The 16,460-nt window shown below is 44.0% G+C and carries 17 protein-coding genes; 7 read left to right on the top strand and 10 right to left on the bottom strand.

Annotated elements, in window-relative coordinates; all coding sequences use genetic code 11:
- Positions 1-25 precede the first annotated feature (25 nt).
- The 3 genes from R7Q41_RS02900 to coxB are packed head-to-tail and all read right to left on the bottom strand — an operon-like array spanning position 26 to position 3,377.
- The gene (locus R7Q41_RS02900) at positions 26-565 is read right to left on the bottom strand and encodes a cytochrome c oxidase assembly protein (RefSeq protein ID WP_005385211.1); all 540 of its coding nucleotides are present in this window, start codon (positions 563-565) and stop codon (positions 26-28) included.
- A 20-nt stretch (positions 566-585) separates the two neighbouring features.
- Positions 586-2,217 (bottom strand): cytochrome c oxidase subunit I, encoded by a 1,632-nt coding sequence (ctaD, locus tag R7Q41_RS02895; protein ID WP_005375510.1) that lies wholly within the window; start codon positions 2,215-2,217, stop codon positions 586-588.
- Positions 2,214-3,377, bottom strand: a complete 1,164-nt coding sequence (gene coxB / locus R7Q41_RS02890; protein WP_005385208.1) for a cytochrome c oxidase subunit II — start codon at positions 3,375-3,377, stop codon at positions 2,214-2,216. The genes ctaD and coxB overlap by 4 nt, the downstream gene beginning before the upstream one ends.
- Positions 3,378-3,707: 330 nt before the next feature.
- On the opposite strand from coxB, the gene R7Q41_RS02885 reads away from it, so the two are divergent.
- On the top strand, positions 3,708-5,402 hold the full coding sequence (locus R7Q41_RS02885) for a phospho-sugar mutase (RefSeq protein WP_025768465.1): 1,695 nt from the start codon (positions 3,708-3,710) through the stop codon (positions 5,400-5,402).
- A 98-nt stretch (positions 5,403-5,500) separates the two neighbouring features.
- Here R7Q41_RS02885 and R7Q41_RS02880 read toward each other — a convergent pair whose 3' ends face one another.
- Positions 5,501-5,923, bottom strand: a complete 423-nt coding sequence (locus R7Q41_RS02880) for a GNAT family N-acetyltransferase (RefSeq protein WP_053303770.1) — start codon at positions 5,921-5,923, stop codon at positions 5,501-5,503.
- Between the two features lie 79 nt (positions 5,924-6,002).
- Positions 6,003-6,635, bottom strand: a complete 633-nt coding sequence (locus tag R7Q41_RS02875) for a LysE family translocator (RefSeq protein WP_005375522.1) — start codon at positions 6,633-6,635, stop codon at positions 6,003-6,005.
- A 229-nt stretch (positions 6,636-6,864) separates the two neighbouring features.
- Here R7Q41_RS02875 and R7Q41_RS02870 point away from each other — a divergent pair, with 229 nt between their 5' ends.
- From R7Q41_RS02870 to R7Q41_RS02860, 3 genes are all read left to right on the top strand, one after another.
- Positions 6,865-7,692, top strand: coding sequence for an AraC family transcriptional regulator (locus R7Q41_RS02870; protein WP_318144343.1), 828 nt, complete (start codon positions 6,865-6,867; stop codon positions 7,690-7,692).
- A 79-nt stretch (positions 7,693-7,771) separates the two neighbouring features.
- Positions 7,772-8,482: an AzlC family ABC transporter permease gene (locus R7Q41_RS02865; RefSeq protein WP_025768466.1), complete on the top strand. Its 711-nt coding sequence runs from the start codon at positions 7,772-7,774 to the stop codon at positions 8,480-8,482.
- Positions 8,482-8,793: an AzlD domain-containing protein gene (locus R7Q41_RS02860; RefSeq protein ID WP_005385193.1), complete on the top strand. Its 312-nt coding sequence runs from the start codon at positions 8,482-8,484 to the stop codon at positions 8,791-8,793. Before R7Q41_RS02865 ends, R7Q41_RS02860 begins: the two co-directional genes overlap by 1 nt.
- Here the strand turns inward: R7Q41_RS02860 and R7Q41_RS02855 are convergent.
- Both R7Q41_RS02855 and R7Q41_RS02850 read right to left on the bottom strand, forming a co-directional pair.
- Positions 8,790-9,404, bottom strand: coding sequence for a fumarylacetoacetate hydrolase family protein (locus tag R7Q41_RS02855; protein ID WP_017635857.1), 615 nt, complete (start codon positions 9,402-9,404; stop codon positions 8,790-8,792). The two genes, R7Q41_RS02860 and R7Q41_RS02855, sit on opposite strands and share 4 nt — an antisense overlap.
- A 221-nt stretch (positions 9,405-9,625) precedes the next feature.
- Positions 9,626-10,684 carry a porin gene (locus R7Q41_RS02850; protein WP_025768467.1) on the bottom strand — a complete coding sequence of 353 codons (1,059 nt, stop codon included), beginning with the start codon at positions 10,682-10,684 and terminating at the stop codon, positions 9,626-9,628.
- Between the two features lie 609 nt (positions 10,685-11,293).
- On the opposite strand from R7Q41_RS02850, the gene R7Q41_RS02845 reads away from it, so the two are divergent.
- From R7Q41_RS02845 to R7Q41_RS02835, 3 genes are all read left to right on the top strand, one after another.
- The gene (locus tag R7Q41_RS02845; protein WP_005375535.1) at positions 11,294-12,265 is read left to right on the top strand and encodes a porin; all 972 of its coding nucleotides are present in this window, start codon (positions 11,294-11,296) and stop codon (positions 12,263-12,265) included.
- Between the two features lie 464 nt (positions 12,266-12,729).
- Complete coding sequence (locus tag R7Q41_RS02840) at positions 12,730-13,587, top strand: DMT family transporter (RefSeq protein ID WP_005375542.1); 858 nt, start codon at positions 12,730-12,732, stop codon at positions 13,585-13,587.
- Positions 13,588-13,630: 43 nt separating this feature from the next.
- The gene (locus R7Q41_RS02835) at positions 13,631-14,245 is read left to right on the top strand and encodes a glutaredoxin domain-containing protein (protein ID WP_005375543.1); all 615 of its coding nucleotides are present in this window, start codon (positions 13,631-13,633) and stop codon (positions 14,243-14,245) included.
- A gap of 127 nt (positions 14,246-14,372) precedes the next feature.
- Here the strand turns inward: R7Q41_RS02835 and R7Q41_RS02830 are convergent, their stop codons facing one another.
- From R7Q41_RS02830 to R7Q41_RS02820, 3 genes are all read right to left on the bottom strand, one after another.
- The gene (locus tag R7Q41_RS02830) at positions 14,373-14,507 is read right to left on the bottom strand and encodes a hypothetical protein (RefSeq protein WP_017635854.1); all 135 of its coding nucleotides are present in this window, start codon (positions 14,505-14,507) and stop codon (positions 14,373-14,375) included.
- A 133-nt stretch (positions 14,508-14,640) separates the two neighbouring features.
- Positions 14,641-14,988 (bottom strand): hypothetical protein, encoded by a 348-nt coding sequence (locus R7Q41_RS02825; RefSeq protein WP_005375501.1) that lies wholly within the window; start codon positions 14,986-14,988, stop codon positions 14,641-14,643.
- Positions 14,989-15,164: 176 nt separating this feature from the next.
- On the bottom strand, positions 15,165-16,358 hold the full coding sequence (locus R7Q41_RS02820; protein WP_318071440.1) for a multidrug effflux MFS transporter: 1,194 nt from the start codon (positions 16,356-16,358) through the stop codon (positions 15,165-15,167).
- Between the last annotated feature and the right edge of the window lie 102 nt (positions 16,359-16,460).

The raw sequence follows: 16,460 nt of genomic DNA, 5'->3' as shown, positions 1-16,460 counted from the left end.
GGTCTGTATCTCTCTCCCTGAGTGGCTAAGAGCCTGTAGGAGGGGGAAGTTTATAGAGTGTGTAAGACAGCGTTAACGTGTGTATAGACTCCGGCAAGTCCGGTTCGATATAAAAAATCAACGGCATTTGAGCTTGCTGTTTACCATCCAGAGGCTGCTGGTTAAAACAAAAACACTCAATCTTATTGAAGTAAGCAGCTCCAGTCCCGGGAGAAACAGAAGGAACGGCTTGCCCCACCAACTTCTGCCCGCTTTCATTAAATGCAAGGTATTCGGTTTGCACGACTTCACCTGGGTGAACATCCATCGAAATCACTTTGGGTCTAAACTCCCAAGGCATATCTGGGCTGACATGCGCCATAAACTCCACGCGAACAGTTCGGCTCATGTCCGGTTGCATACCTGTCGGTTGAATGGCGGCTACTTCACTTGTCTTTCCATTGATTCCCAGTGCGTCGCACATCACGTCATAAAGTGGGACTAGTGCATAGCCGAAGCCAAACATTAACAGGGTCGCCAAAAGCAACTTCACTGTGAGCTTCTTGTTTGATGGATTCGGTTTCATGTCACTCACCCCACTCTTTGCTAGTCAATCTTAGGCGGTGTAGTAAACGTATGATGTGGCGCAGGGCTTGGCACTGTCCACTCTAAGCCTTCCGCACGTTCCCACGGTTTTGCAGAAGCCTTCTCCCCGCCACGAATACACTTGATCACCAACCATAAGAAGATCAGTTGTGACAACCCAAATGCAAACCCACCAATTGATACTATTTGATTAACATCAGCAAACTGAATGGCGTAATCCGGTATGCGCCTTGGCATGCCTGCTAAGCCTAGGAAGTGCATTGGGAAAAACAGGACATTGACGGAAATAATTGAGCACCAGAAATGCCATAAACTCAGCTTGTGGTCGTACATATTGCCCGTCCACTTAGGTAGCCAGTAGTATGCCGCTGCCATGATCGAGAATACCGCACCAGATACCAACACATAATGGAAATGGGCAACCACGAAGTAAGTGTCATGATATTGGAAATCCGCCGGCACAATCGCCAACATCAGTCCCGAGAAGCCGCCAATAGTAAAAAGTACAATAAAGGCAATGGCAAACAACATTGGCGTTTCAAATGTCAGAGCTCCACGCCACATGGTGGCAACCCAGTTAAAGACTTTAACCCCCGTTGGTACCGCAATCAGCATAGTGCAATACATGAAGAAGAGCTCAGCAAAAACTGGCATCCCCGTGGTAAACATGTGGTGCGCCCACACAAGGAAAGATAACAATGCAATGCTGCACGTCGCGTAAACCATCGAATGATAACCAAACAGCTTCTTACCACTGAAAGCAGGCAGAATGGCGGAGATGATTCCAAACGACGGTAAAATCATGATGTACACTTCTGGGTGACCAAAGAACCAAAAGATGTGTTGGAACATTACCGGGTCACCACCACCAGCTGCGTCAAAGAAGCTAGTCCCGAAATATTTGTCAGTAAGAACCATGGTCACCGCACCCGCTAATACCGGCATAACCGCGATTAGCAAGAAAGCGGTAATTAACCAAGTCCAAACAAACATTGGTAACTTGAACCAAGTCATTCCCGGAGCTCGCATATTTACGATCGTCACGATAACGTTGATCGCGCCCATAATGGAGCTGATACCCATGATATGCACAGAGAATACAAACAGCGCAGTGCTATCCGGGCCATAAGTCGTGGACAGCGGAGCATAAAACGTCCAACCAAAATCAGGACCGCCGCCAGGTAAAAACAACGAGCTCAACAAGATGAGAAATGCAAAAGGTAAGATCCAAAAGCTCAAGTTGTTCATGCGCGGCAGCGCCATATCTGGAGCGCCGATCATCATCGGGATCATCCAGTTAGCAAGCCCCGTAAATGCTGGCATCACCGCACCAAATACCATCACTAAACCGTGTACCGTGGTCATTTGATTAAAAAACTGCGGATCGACTAGCTGTAGCCCTGGCTGGAACAGTTCGGCACGAATGATCATAGCCATCGCACCACCTGTTAGAAACATCGCAAAGCTAAACCAAAGGTAGAGGGTGCCTATGTCTTTATGGCTTGTAGAATACAACCAACGAGTGATGCCCTGGGGTGCATGATGCTCGTGACCATCATCAATCGCAATGGTACTGTTCGCACTGGCTTCTGCTGGCGCAGACTTCACTGCCTTATCAATTGGCTTACTCATATTTCCTCCTTAGCACTGCCTTGTGCTTTAAAGGCATTCACATCGGATGCTTGCACTGTATCGCCAGTATCGTTGCCCCATGCATTTCGTTGATATGTGATAACCGCGCCAATTTCTTTGTCACTTAACTGATTAGAAAAAGCCTGCATTGCGGTGCCCGGGCGACCGTTGACAATAATATCTATGTGCTCTGTAACATCTCCGGTTGCAATAGGACTGCCTTTAATCGCGGGAAATGCACCCGGAATCCCCTCACCATTTGCCTGATGACACACAGCGCAACGCGCCGTGTATATCGATTCGCCTTGCGACATCAATTCATCCATAGATAAGTCTTGAGAGAGCGCTTCTTGTGCCGCCGCTTTTTGAAGTGCGAGTTCTTCCTTCTTACTCGCTAGCCATTCATCGAACTTTTCTTCTTCCATCGCATGCACCACCACTGGCATAAATCCATGTGCACGACCACATAGCTCCGCACACTGACCGCGATATACGCCTGGCTCATCAATTCTTGTCCATGCTTCATTAATAAAACCTGGAATGGTGTCTTTCTTGACGGCAAAGTCCGGTACCCACCAAGAGTGAATGACATCATCAGAAGTCATCAAAAAACGCACTTTGCGATTCACAGGCAACACCAAAGGGTTATCTACTTCCAGTAAGTAATGTGCGCCTTTAGCTTCGATTCCATCAATTTGTTTTTGGCTGGTGGCAAGCAAACTAAAAAACTCAACATCTTCGCCAAAATAGCTGTAATGCCATTTCCATTGCGAGCCTGTGATCTTGACCGTGATATCCGATTGGCTTGTGTCTTCCATTGCTACTAGAGTTTTTGTTGCGGGAATCGCCATAGCGACAAGAATGATGATGGGTATGACCGTCCAAATAATTTCCACTTTTGTACTTTCATGGAAATGTGCGGCAACTGCTCCTTTTGACTTGCGATGACGGAAGATGGAATAGAACATCACACCAAAAACAATCAAAGCAATTACACAGCAGATATAGAAAATCAGCATATGTAATTCATACACTTGCCCACTTATCTCTGTGACCCCTTTTGTCATGTTGTAGTCATTTTCCTTTGACCAACCAAAAGAGGAAAATGTGATTAAAATCACATTCAGTGATAAGGCTAGAGTAGTCGTTAATCTTTTCAAAAGATCTCTCCTCTGCTCAGCCGCTACGCCTACGCGAGCTTCCTTGCGTCCCGATGCAAATATCGAACAACTTTACGAAAAATCACAAAAACTACGATTTCGACACGGTTTGTTATATTTATGTTAAAAGGCTAGTTATAGTTCCAAGGTTCTTCAAGAAATTAAATATGATTAAATTTTGTTCGGATAAGAAAAATTAATTCGGTTTATCGATTGCCCTCTTTGAAATGTAATTGAGAACCATTTACATTGATTTAAAAGAAAACATTGAGATACTTACCAAACGAAGTGTCCAAGAAAGTAGGCTCCCCCTACTAAGGAATGACTGATATGACAGCACTAATTACGCAATGGCTAGAACGAGACCCTGATCCTAAGACTCGTGAAGAGCTACAACACCTCGTCGATACGAACAATGAACAAGAACTTACTGATCGCTTTGGCTCACGCCTTGCCTTTGGTACTGCAGGCTTACGTGGCAAAGTGGGCGCAGGTCCAAACCGAATGAACCGCTTGGTGATTCAAGAGACCGCCACTGGTTTAGGGAACTATTTGCTTGAGCAAGTCAAAGATGCCGCGAGTCGTGGTGTCGTTATTGGCTACGACGGTCGTCCCGATTCAAAACAATTCGCGCATGATACCGCATCCGTACTGACGGCCCTTGGTATCAAGGTTTACCTAACGTATGACGTTGCAGCAACCCCAATTGTTGCGTTTGGTGTCCGTACATTGAATGCTGCGGCCGCTGTTGTTGTTACTGCCAGTCACAATCCACCAGAATACAATGGCTTTAAAGTATATTGGGAGAATGGCGCACAGATTATTCCTCCGCACGACTCTGGAATCGCAGCGAAAATTGATGACGCAACAACGAAGCCATTACCTTTAATGTCTCTCGATGATGCAAAACAGCACGGTTTGTTAGTTTGGTTGGAAGACGACTACTACCAAACTTACCGTAAGACAATGAATGAAAACGCGCTGCTTACTCCTGACAACAATACCGATATATCTATTGCTTACACCGCAATGCATGGCGTTGGCGCGAATATGGCGGAAACGCTACTTGCCGACGCAGGCTTCCAAAAAGTGGCAAGTGTTAAGGAACAGCGCGAACCTGATGGAAGCTTCCCAACCGTCAACTTCCCAAACCCTGAAGAAGCCGGTGCAATGGATATGGTGATGGCATTAGGTAAGTCCGTAGATGCCGATATCGCTTGCGCGAACGATCCAGATGCAGACCGTTTTGCCGTGGCAGTTAAACGCCCAGATGGCGAGTATCAAATGCTAACAGGTGATCAGGTGGGCTCACTGTTTGGCGATTACTTGTTGGAACAGCAACCTAACGCTTTGGTTGGCAACACCATCGTATCCTCAAGAATGCTGAGCAGCATCGCTAAGGCGCATGGCGCACAATACTATCAAACATTAACTGGCTTTAAATGGCTTACTAACGTTGCCATGGAACAAGAGACAGAAACCAACCCATTCTTGTTTGCTTATGAGGAAGCGCTCGGTTATACCGTGGGTAACAAGGTGTGGGATAAAGATGGTTTATCTGCAATCGTCGCGTTTTCACAGCTAACAGGCAAGCTTAAAGCGCAAGGCAAAACACTGTGGGATAAACTGGAAGAGCTGTACCGCGAGCACGGTTTCTACTTCAACGCACAACGCAGCATCGCTCTCGACCCGAACTCTCCACCAATCGGCGACAAACTCCGAGCAAATCCACCAACAGAGATTGCTGGTAAAAAAGTTGCAGTAACCGAAGATCTTAAAACATCGGTTCGCATGTTTGACGACGGCTCTGAAGAATCCATTGACTTACCAGCAAGTGACGTATTGATTTATCACCTAGAAGATCAATCTCGCGTGATTGTTCGTCCTTCTGGTACTGAGCCAAAACTAAAATGTTACTACGAAGTCATCAACCTCTTCCCTGCGGATATGAGCTATGAACAAGCACAGCAAGCAGCAGAAGCGAAGATGAACGAACTTATCGACGCGCACCAGCAAAGTTTGTAAGTCAAAGAGAAACATAGATATTTGATACAACAAGAGGCGCAAATTCGCGCCTCTTTTTTGATTTTAACTAGAACAAGTCAAGCTAACCCGTGCTTTCCCTAGCCTGCAATTTCCTTTTGTAGAAAGTACTTGTGGATGCCCTCTACAGGATAGCCTGAGTACTGCCCCACTTTCTCAAAACCTAATTTGAGATAGAACTCAAGAGCTTGAAAGCTGTAGGTATCCAAATAAACATGGGTAACCCCGTGAGGCTTTACTCTTTGTTCTAGCATCGACATTAATTGGCTACCGAGACCAGAGGTTCGACTTTCAGCGTCTACCCACAAAAACTCAACAAATACCGTATTTTTAAACATTTCGCCAGTCAAGCCACCCATGATCTTGCCATTCTCATCTTTTGCGAAACAGCCTACAGCATGCACTTCCCCTTCAGGTAAATGCAGTCGGTTATAAGATCGAATACCTTCACGAACAAAATCAAGGTCTGTTTGATCTGGATTTAAACAAAATTCAAGCTTCATATACCCTCTCCCTAGGAAACACCAATATCCTAAAACAAAAAGCCAGCAATTGCTGGCTTTCTGATGGAATATGATAACTTTACAAGGCGAAACTACTCAGCATCCACAACGCCAGAATAACAAACACTAACCCCATTAGTTTATGTTGATACGTGCGGAATTTTTCGTTCTCGAGCAGCCCTTTGCCCAATGTGCCTGCTAACCCAACAAGTAATAAATTGAATGACAAGCCAAGAACGTTCAACAATAACCCTAGCGCTAGCATCTGCTCACCGGAAGATGCCGTGATATTGCTTGAGACAAACTGAGGCAAAAACATCACAAAAAAGACCAAGGCTTTAGGGTTAAGCAAATTACTCATCAAAGCACGCTGATAATAAGTTGATGCCATTTTGTTTTGACCATCAAGCTCTGGAGCCGAAGATGCCTCAGCTCGTAAGCAGTCCCAACCCATTTTTAACAAGTAAGCGCCACCTAATAGATGAAGGACTTTAAGGGCTATTGGGCTCATGGCAATCAGGGTAGATACGCCCATCGCAGCAAGCAAAGTAAGAATAACACCAGACGTCGCATTGCCTAAGCTAGCAAAAAGACCGACCTTCTTACCGTAACTCATACTTGAGCTCGCTATCAGCAACATATCAGGCCCTGGTAAGAGCAATAAGGCGACAACTGCGGTGAGATAAACAGGAAGTACAGATAAATCAATCATGATGGAACCGCTTTTCTACAACAAGGCGGCGAATGTTATACCAACAAAATGACATCATCCAGCCCAAAATAGCCAAGATAAATCAAAAAATAAAAATCATAGTTTGCTCAGCCGAAAAATAGCAATCAATTCGCCTGTTTATCAAAATCGAATAGCAATTTTGTACAAAAATAAGCACGATGGATCCGTTACACTTCTAAAATGATTTTCTTGAGCAGACCGGATAAAGATGAAAGAAAAGAATAAGGAAATCGCTACCTTCAAGATAGCTCAAGAGCTCGGAGGTTTAGAGCTTCTCGATGCAAAGTATGAGAAGCAGAATTTTTCACGCCATAGCCACGAAGGTTACACTATTGGTGTCATCGAAAAAGGTGCACAACAATTTTTTAGGACGGGCGGGAATCATATCGCGCCACAGGATAGCATCATCCTTGTTAATGCAGATGAAGTACACAACGGGCATTCAGCCTCGGAAGGCGGCTGGGAATACAAAGCAATGTACCCCATACCTCAGCAGTTTCAAACTTTAGGACAAGAGCTTGGCTCACCAAACGTAGCTCTGCCCTATTTCCCTCAACCTGTGGTTTACGATCCTGAACTGGCTAGTCAGTTACGATTGGTATTTGAAACACTAGAAAAATCAGACAACCGTTTATTGAGAGAAACTTTAGTTTACGGCACGTTGATCAAGCTAGCCAGTAAACACAGCACTCATCGGGCACCACTGAAAGAATCAACCAGAGCTCAGCGACAAGTGCAGCTCGTCAGAGAATTTTTGGAAGACTTTCCACAAACGGACGTCTCACTAGAAGAACTCGCGAAGCTGTCTGGATTAAGCCCTTTTCATCTGCTGAGAGAATTTCAAAAGCAATTTGGCTTTCCGCCTCATGCCTATCAAATTCAGCAACGTTTACGTATGGCGAAGAAGCTACTAAAAATGGGACAAAAAATTTCAGACGTGGCACAAGAATGCGGCTTCCATGATCAGAGCCATCTGCATCGACACTTTAAAAAAGCCATGGGCGTCACTCCCGGCCAATACGTCCGTCACAGCTAAAGCAGCAATATTGTACAAGGCGTTATGCGACTACCGAGCTATCTTGGTAATCTGATTTAGGAATAAATAAGAAGAAACTATGGACCACACTTTGCCGTTAAAAAAAGAATCAAAAGCCACGCTATTTTGGCAAGGTACACTTGCGATGATGCCTCTGAGTATCGCAGTGCTCCCTTGGGGCTTACTCGCAGGCTCATTCGCAATTGATACTGGGCTTCACCCTTTGGAAGGACAAGCACTATCCGCCATTTTGTTCGCAGGTTCTGCACAGCTCGTCGCGATGGGAATGATTAAAACGGGAGCAGGTCTAGTGACCATGTTACTGACAACGTTTTTTATCACCTCTCGACACTTCCTCTACAGTGTATCGATGCGCAGTAAAATTTCACCGCTCCCTCTAAAATGGCGATTATCACTCGGCTTCTTACTTACTGACGAGCTGTTTGCGATTGTAGGCCACCATTCCGATAAACAATTTAATCGCTGGTATGCACTTGGGGCTGGTCTGAGTTTTTACCTGTTTTGGAATGTCGCGACATTGACGGGCATTATTGCGGGAAGTCTAATCCCTGAACTGAACGAAATGGGTTTGGAATTTGCTGTGGCCGCAACTTTTATCGCAATTGTAGTTCCGACTATTAAAAATGCAGCGGTGCTCGCGAGTGTTCTTGTGGCTTTGGTGAGCTCGGTTGCCCTAACCTATTATCAAATTGAGGGAAGTTTGATGATTTCAAGCATTTTAGCCATGCTTACTGGTTACTTTGTGGAACAAGTAAAGGAGAAACGCTAATGATCATGTTGGCTATTTTACTGATGACGGTACTTGTTTTCACCAGCCGCTACTTGTTTTTAGAACCCAAGCTACCATTGCGATTAGGGACGCGCACTCAAAAAGTACTCAATTACGCTAGCCCAGCAGTACTGACTGCGATCTGGGCACCTATCGTTTTCATTCCCGATGGGGAGCTCAGCGTCAATGTGCAAAACCCATTTTTACTGGCTGCCGTACTGGCTGCTTTAATCGCGTATTTTACTAAAAATGTTCTTTTAACGACGGTTATCAGTATGGTGGTATTTCTCGTTCTACGAATTTGGCTTTAATCCGCCAACCACTCAATCTCCAACAAGGTGACATCGCCACACTTTAATCGACCAAGGAAGATGTCACCTTCATGTACCTCACCAACGCCCTTTGGTGTACCAGTCATCACTACATCGCCATCTTGAAGTGTTGTGTAACTGGTTAATTCATCCAGGATAGTTAGCGGCGGGTAGAGCATTTGGTTAACGTGACCTTTTTGTACACGAACACAGTTAATTAAGAGCTCAAGGTTAAGATCGTTGATATCAATGTTATCCAAAGAGACAAACCGACTAAACACAGCAGAGCCATCAAATGCCTTAGCACGCTCCCACGGCAACCCCTGATTTTTAAGCGAGGATTGCAAACCACGCTTGGTCAGATCCAATCCCAAACCAACCGCTGAATAACGTCCATCCTTGATCAAAAAGCAGATTTCAGCCTCATAATGAAGGGGCTCTTGATGGAATGAACGCAGAGTTGTTGATACGGAAGTTGCGGGTTTATTAAATACCACCATTTGCTCAGGCATTGCATTATTAAGCTCATGAATATGTTCAACGTAATTTCGTCCAACACAAAGCACTTTACCCACTTCTACTTTCTTTTCTTCAACTTGAATAACACTCATCATTCTTCCCTGCAAAACAAAAATCCCATCATAATCTAACCTATTGACTTAACGACACTAAATAGCAACCTCTAGTGTAAAAAATAAGACATTCACCCCGTTTTGAGTTTTGTATCATCTAATTGAAACAGCAAAGTATTTGTAAAACAAATAGACAAAAAAGCCAGCACGAGGCTGGCTTTAGATCAATGAGCTTGAATAATAGTTCTCGCTAAACCCTATTATAGGTAGTAACGAGCACCTAACGCCCATTTGTCATCAGTTTCACGACCATTGTCGTCATTTAGGTCAAACTGGTAACCCGCGTAACCAACAAATTTAGGCGTGAAGTTGTATTCTGCTTGTAGTGCCATTTCTTCACGAGCAGTTTCTGTTTTAGAGCTCTTAAACTCTTTACCTTCCACCATCTCATAGTTAACACTCAAGTTTAGGCTGTTTGCTAGAGCGTATGCGATGATCGCTTCGTACGCATCACTTTCTTCTAAACGGTCGCCTTTTGCACTGAAGTTCATGTTTTCGTTTGAACCATAAACCGCAGCAAGGAATAGGCCTTGGCCGTACGCACCGTAAGATGCTGATACAACGTGTGATTCCGCCGTGTGCTTACCTGCATATGCAGGGTGCTGGAAATCGCCGCCATTGTAAGAGTAACCGATTTTAGCGCCCATGACTGAGTAAGAAAGCGCAGCTTGCACACGGTCATCGTATTTAGCACCGCCAGTTATAACTCCAGCATCGTTGCGCGTGTAATCATCGTTTGCACCCTGCCAACCAAGACCAAAGTTGATCACACCCGCTTCACCCAGCTCGATGGCTTTACGGTAAGAAAGCATTTTATCCGCACGGCCAGTGCCAAGGTTTCCATGATCGTCATAGATGAAGTCGTTGGCAAACGCGATTGGCATATCTGCAATACCTGCGACATCGTAGTAAGGTGACCATTGCGTACCACCTACTGCACGACCATAAACCTCATGCGTTATACCTAAGTAACCTAGACGAGTTTTAAACGACTCTTCACCACCGTCTAAGTAGTTTAGCGCCCATTCACCACGTGCGTCTGCGGTGAAGCCATTACCCAAATCCTGTGTCGCAGAGATATTGATACGAGGAGAGTTAGTACCCACATCCGTGTCACCTTGCTCTGATCCATTTAAATTAACAGAAACGTGGCCGCCCATCGAAAATGTTGTGCCATCGTTATTATATAGTTCCACTGCAACTGCTTGAGTACCGAAGGTTGCTGCCGCGATTGCCGCTGCTAATAATTTTTTATTCATTTCTAAATCCATTACTTATTAGTTGGTTAGTCAGTTTTAGACCCGGCTTTGGTTCACTTTCGTAAAAACGAAATGATGAACAAAGAGAGGAATACAAAGGCTATCCGAGGCATCGTTTCCACCAGATTAGTTTTACCTTTGTGTAACAACTGCCGATACTTTATTTGATTAGTTCCTGACAACCGAGTGAAAAGATCTCAGACAAAACCTAAAAAGCAATCGTTTACTTAGCCTTCAAAAAATCGAGAAATAAAAACCTTACAATAAGAAATGCTTTAGAGAGAGTTAGCTCACAAATAGCTGATGATTCGCTATTTTTAGGCCAAACTTCCCTGCCGAATTGAAATGTTTACTTACATTTAGGGTCAAGAAACAATTCAGGAACTTTTTGAAAAAAACACAGTCTTCAGCGGAGAGGAAAAAACCTCAAAAAAGATAAACCTTTCTTTTTATAAGTGGTATGAGAAGGGGCACTTATTCTCGCCAGCAATAAAAGTGCAATCAAACCATAACTTAACAGAAATCTATCTTTCATTTTCAGCCTTTACCTTAGCGTCATCAACACATCGGGCAAGAAAGCCCATCGATTACAACTAGGGTAATAAGAAAATGAAAAAGGCAGCACTAACTACTGCAATTCTTACAGCATTGGTATCAGCACCATCATTCGCAGCAACTGTATACAAAAACGACGGTACTGAATTAAAAGTTGGCGGCCGCGTTGAGTTTCGTGGTGACTTCATCGGTTCAGACGGTGCTGAAGTTGAAGGTTCTATGGAAGATAAAAGCCGTGCTCGTCTTAACCTAAAAGGTAAAACAGACATCGGCAACGGCCTTTCTGCTTTCGGTGTTTACGAAGCCGAACAAAAAACGGGCAAGAGTGAATTCAAAAACCGCTACATGTATGCAGGCGTCGACTCTGATATCGGTGCTTTCTCTGTAGGTCGTCAAGACATGGCTGCAGTCATCATCTCTGACATGACGGATATCACTGAATTCTCTGGTGTTCAGCAAGTTATTGATTCGTCTTCTGATAAGCAAGACAGCGTTTTCGCATACCGTGGTGCGTTTGATGCACTACAACTTCAAGCAACCTACCAAGCAAACTCTAGCGATAACGAAGATAAATACGGCATCTCTGGAATGTACTCACTACCAATGGGCCTCGACTTTGGTCTTGCATACTCTGGTGGCGATGTAGATAAAGATAACTCTGAAGATCAAATTCTAGGTGGTATCGCTTACTCGATGGACAACCTTTACCTAGCAGGTACTTATTCTCAAGGTTCCCTGACTGACTCTGAAGACTTTACGGCTTACGAGCTAGTCGCAAGCTACAAAGTAGCAAGCAAAGTGACACTTGCAGCTCTATACACAGCTCAAGAGAATGATCCAGACAACGGTTCAAAGTACGACACCGTTGAAGGTATCGAGCTTGTTGGTTACTACAAACTAAACAGCAACTTCCGTACTTACCTGTCTTACTACATCAACCAACTTGATGAAGCAAAAGATGCAACAACAGGTCTAGTAACAGAAGGCGAAGATACACTGCGCCTAGGCGTACGTTACGATTTCTAATTCACTCTTGTCCTAAGAGCGAGTCCACTTGGCCAGCACCTTTGCTGGCCATTTTTTATTTAACCCAACACAACTCGATAAGTTTTCACACTATCCAAGCATCGCTCAGCAATGAAAGACGAGCGTAACGACGCCTACTTCTGCCCTCTTTTAATGCGATTGATCACTAAGTTAGTGCATTTCATCTAATCGACAACATAGAAAAACCAAAAAACCATTTAAAATCAAATATATAAAAGTTGGCACGTGTTCTGCAATATTATTTATGCAAATGCATGGCAGCGTTTGTGCTTCTCGTTCTTTGTACCTGTTATAACAGGCACGTCCTTTGAATTGGTAATGTCGCCTCCCTCTGGGAGGCATTTTTTTATTGGCGCGAAAAACAATAGGACGTATGATCCCGCCACCTCTATCAAACTGGAATTTTTCAATTGAATCATCATCCTGTTCAAGGTGCGTCCTGGATGCTAACAGCTGGCTTGGCATTCGCCATAGTGAACAGCTTCGCCCAAATTGCTAGCATCAACTTTGGTGTCTCCTCCACCACATTTGCGTTATTCCAATATGCAATCGCCTTATTTGTTATTCTGCCCTACCTACGTACACTTGGGATTAGACGTTCTTTAAGAACCCAACACTTTGGCTGGCATGCATTCCGCATTTTTCTCTCTGTTATCGGGATTCAACTTTGGTTATGGGCTCTCGCTTACCCAGTTCCAATTTGGCAAGGTATTGCACTTCTCATGACCTCCCCGTTATTTGCCACAGTTGGTTCTGGCTTGTTACTCAAAGAGAAAGTAGGTACTGCACGCTGGCTCGCTACATTGACGGGGTTTGTTGGTGCCATGATCATTCTTGAGCCTTGGGCAGACTCATTTACATGGGCGACCCTGCTCCCTGTTGGCGCCGCATTTTTCTGGGCAGCGTATTCATTAATGGTTAAAAAAATGTCGGTAAACGATCCGCCTTCAACCATGGTCGTCTATTTATTACTGCTGATAACGCCATTTAATATCTTGTTAGCGATACCGACGTTTACTATGCCAGATACGTGGACGATATGGGGTGTGCTTTTAGCCGCAGGTGCACTTACAGCACTCGCTCAATGGGCTATCGTTAAAGCATATGCAGTAGCAGACGCCTCATTTGTGCAACCATTTGATCACGCCAAACTGCCTTTGAATGTTGTTGCTGGTTGGTTGGTGTTTGGTTGGGTGCCTCCTGGTCGTTTATGGTTAGGTGCTGCGATTATTATTGCATCTATTGCGTTTATTACGCATTGGGAAGCGAAAAAGACAAAGTTAGTTGAAAGAAAAATCTAATTTAAAAGTTCTATATTTTCAGGAAAGGAAATGAGGAACCCATATGAGTCAACCAATCAAAATTACACTGTATCGCTGGGCTGGTAGTTGGGGCCCATTCAAAGTCAATATTCCTTGTGGTGAATGTACATTAACCAAAGATATTTTAAAGGATACTTTTGAAAACGAACTAGCCGATGTGCCCGTTGAACTTGAAGTAAAAGATTGGTTATCGCACTGGTGGGAACCATTAAAAGCTGGTGCTTGGCATGCACCCATTCTTCTTGTCGAAGGGAAAGTTATCAGCCAAGGAGAAGCATTGAATCGGGGTGTGCTTGTACAGTCTGTTATTGCTGAGTGGGTAAAACGCGATGAGCTAAAAGGCAACATTGTTTATGGTAAAGCAACTTGCCCTTACTGTGTCAAAACCAAACAATTACTTGACGAGGCTGGCGTTCAGTATGAGTACCATGATGTAGTTAAAGACAGCGCCGCCTTATACCGCATGATTCCTGAAGTAAAAGCCATCATTGGCGAAAAAACACCGGTAACAGTGCCGCAAATCTGGTTAGATGGAAAATATATTGGAGGCGCTGACGATTTAGAAAAGTGGTTATCAGCAAAGGGGCTAGATAAAGTGCCTAACAATGTTGTGGAGATACCAAGCCAATCCGCGTAATTCTAGATTTAAATGTCATCAGTCTTTGAGTAGCGTTTTGCCAATGTTGTGCAATATGTTGGCTACTTACTAACAACAAAACAGAGAAAAGCAAAAAGCCCTGATTTTTCAATCAGGGCTTTTTAAATTATTTCGCCAGTTTTTTAATAACACGAGCAAAAACAGAAGCTTTTTTCTTCTTCGCTTTACCGTAAAGCGCTTTGTGCATCGCGTCTTTTGCAATCATCTGGCCAATATAAGCACCACCAAGTTCGTTACCCATGACCTTCTCCTGAATGTATTGACTTAACTATGTAGTAATTTTACACCACAATTAGATAAAAACAAGACTCCAGTCACATTTATTTTGTAATTAACTTTCAGTTTGGTTTTCGTGGATTTCTTGAAATGAGCGTCTATCGCTTAGGTTGTTGGTATGTTTTACCCGCTGCGACGTACGTATCTTTCTGTTTGATTTCAAAGAATGTTTCAAAGAACCACGCTGCAAACTTGATCAAGTGATCGCCTTCATTCATGACGTGCTCTACGTATTCTTGCTCTTCTCCGGACTCATCTTCTTGAGTGGTAATATGGTAAATACGTTTCTCACCATCAACTTCTGCAAGGCCAAACTGACCCGTTAGGGATTGCGCCGCTTGTGCAACTTCTTCTTCCTCACACGCCTTCAAGATTTCAAGTGCCTTTGGCATGCTTTCTTGCTGAGTAATTTCTTTTACCAGTGTTTCAAATTCGTTTTGTTGCATTCTTTCACCTAACGATTAGAGATCGGATAGCCATTGGGCAGAAATGTATTCCAAGCTTGAGAGAAGTATCAAGGTTCGCCCTCTTCCTTTCAAACCAAGTCATTCAGTATACACAACAGGCCAGACTTAATTTAGCTGCGCATTTTAGAAAGCCGACCTTCTGGTTGCAAGTATATTCAGATGGAAGTTTCTGCTTGAACCGTCCCTTCTGGCACTTTACGAAATTGGCTTAGTACAAGAACAAAGCAAGAAAGTAACGCAATAAACAAATAAAACACCCCAAGCTGCTGCTGATTCGTAACCCATGAGTCTACTAAGTACCCACCAAACAAACCTGCTAAACACATTTGAATAGAACCAGATAGCGCAGAAACCGAGCCTGCCTGTTGCTTATGTGGTGAAAGTAGCAAACTGATCGATACCGGGAATGACATTCCTTGAGCAAAACTTAAACACGTGAATGCCGTCAGCAATGAAAATACACTGAAGGGGGTAACCAACAACATGAAGCCAGCAACAGCAACAATCGCGAAACTCATCAGCAAGATTTGCTGAGCTTTGTAACGAGCATTGATCAAATTCAGCACTAAGCTACCCGTCAGCAAACCAACTGATGGTATGATCATCAAAGAGCCGTAATCTGCCGCCGTAAATCCTAACTCTTGTTGCATTAAAAATGGATACAAGGAGAGCGTAACCAGAGCCGATAAATAACTAAGCCAGTTGTAGCTCGCACTACCAATCACTTGTGTATTCGTTAACAGACGCAAATAGTTCGCGCTTACTTCGCCTACTTTAAATTTTCTCTTCGGATAAGGCAGCGTTTCTGGCAGCACCAATAAACCAAGTGTAAAAATTGCCATTAAGTAAATCAGCACAAACACGAAGACAGCATGCCAACTCAGGTGAAAAGCAATCCAGCCACCAAACAGCGGAGCAATAATTGGCATCACTGAAGCAGTGACTGAAATATAAGATAGCGCTTTGGTTAATTGCATACCGTCATAACTATCACGCAGTACTGACCGACCAAGTACCGAAGCGCTGCCCGCTCCTAGGCCTTGCAGTAACCGTCCCGCTTCAAGGGCAACAATGTTGTCCGAAAACGCGATGCAAATAACCGTACCAACTAGATATACACTTTGCCCCAGAATAAACACCGGCCGACGACCAATCGCATCAGACAATGGGCCGTAAAAAAGCTGAGAGATACCGAAGCCAACGAGAAATAGCGTGACGAGATTCTGAATCGAATGTTGCGGCAAATTCAAGTCATGACCAATCAATGGCAAAGAAGGAAGATAAATACTAACGCCAACTTGGCCTGTGGCAATGATCATCATCGCTAATAACAATGGTGTTTTACGCAAACGTTCCTCCTACTTTGTGACAGATTGATGGCAAACAGTGTATATTTGATACTCAAAGATGATAATCAGCTAAGTTGGAAAGGAATTAATTCCCAAGGAGAT

Source organism: Vibrio sp. 2096, from assembly GCF_033339595.1.
In the GTDB taxonomy this organism is placed as follows: Bacteria; Pseudomonadota; Gammaproteobacteria; order Enterobacterales; family Vibrionaceae; genus Vibrio; species Vibrio alginolyticus.
This window is presented reverse-complemented; position numbering and strand designations above follow the sequence as displayed.

What these genes read in the sequence shown, in the direction of transcription:
- R7Q41_RS02860 (WP_005385193.1), top strand. Translation starts at nt 8,482, where the DNA reads ATGATCATGTTGGCTATTTTACTGATGACGGTACTTGTTTTCACCAGC.
- R7Q41_RS02900 (WP_005385211.1), bottom strand. Translation starts at nt 565, where the DNA reads ATGAAACCGAATCCATCAAACAAGAAGCTCACAGTGAAGTTGCTTTTG.
- R7Q41_RS02865 (WP_025768466.1), top strand. Translation starts at nt 7,772, where the DNA reads ATGGACCACACTTTGCCGTTAAAAAAAGAATCAAAAGCCACGCTATTT.
- R7Q41_RS02855 (WP_017635857.1), bottom strand. Translation starts at nt 9,404, where the DNA reads ATGAGTGTTATTCAAGTTGAAGAAAAGAAAGTAGAAGTGGGTAAAGTG.
- R7Q41_RS02885 (WP_025768465.1), top strand. Translation starts at nt 3,708, where the DNA reads ATGACAGCACTAATTACGCAATGGCTAGAACGAGACCCTGATCCTAAG.
- R7Q41_RS02880 (WP_053303770.1), bottom strand. Translation starts at nt 5,923, where the DNA reads ATGAAGCTTGAATTTTGTTTAAATCCAGATCAAACAGACCTTGATTTT.
- R7Q41_RS02835 (WP_005375543.1), top strand. Translation starts at nt 13,631, where the DNA reads ATGAGTCAACCAATCAAAATTACACTGTATCGCTGGGCTGGTAGTTGG.
- R7Q41_RS02840 (WP_005375542.1), top strand. Translation starts at nt 12,730, where the DNA reads ATGCTAACAGCTGGCTTGGCATTCGCCATAGTGAACAGCTTCGCCCAA.
- R7Q41_RS02845 (WP_005375535.1), top strand. Translation starts at nt 11,294, where the DNA reads ATGAAAAAGGCAGCACTAACTACTGCAATTCTTACAGCATTGGTATCA.
- R7Q41_RS02870 (WP_318144343.1), top strand. Translation starts at nt 6,865, where the DNA reads ATGAAAGAAAAGAATAAGGAAATCGCTACCTTCAAGATAGCTCAAGAG.
- R7Q41_RS02825 (WP_005375501.1), bottom strand. Translation starts at nt 14,988, where the DNA reads ATGCAACAAAACGAATTTGAAACACTGGTAAAAGAAATTACTCAGCAA.
- R7Q41_RS02850 (WP_025768467.1), bottom strand. Translation starts at nt 10,684, where the DNA reads ATGAATAAAAAATTATTAGCAGCGGCAATCGCGGCAGCAACCTTCGGT.
- ctaD (WP_005375510.1), bottom strand. Translation starts at nt 2,217, where the DNA reads ATGAGTAAGCCAATTGATAAGGCAGTGAAGTCTGCGCCAGCAGAAGCC.
- R7Q41_RS02875 (WP_005375522.1), bottom strand. Translation starts at nt 6,635, where the DNA reads ATGATTGATTTATCTGTACTTCCTGTTTATCTCACCGCAGTTGTCGCC.
- R7Q41_RS02830 (WP_017635854.1), bottom strand. Translation starts at nt 14,507, where the DNA reads ATGGGTAACGAACTTGGTGGTGCTTATATTGGCCAGATGATTGCAAAA.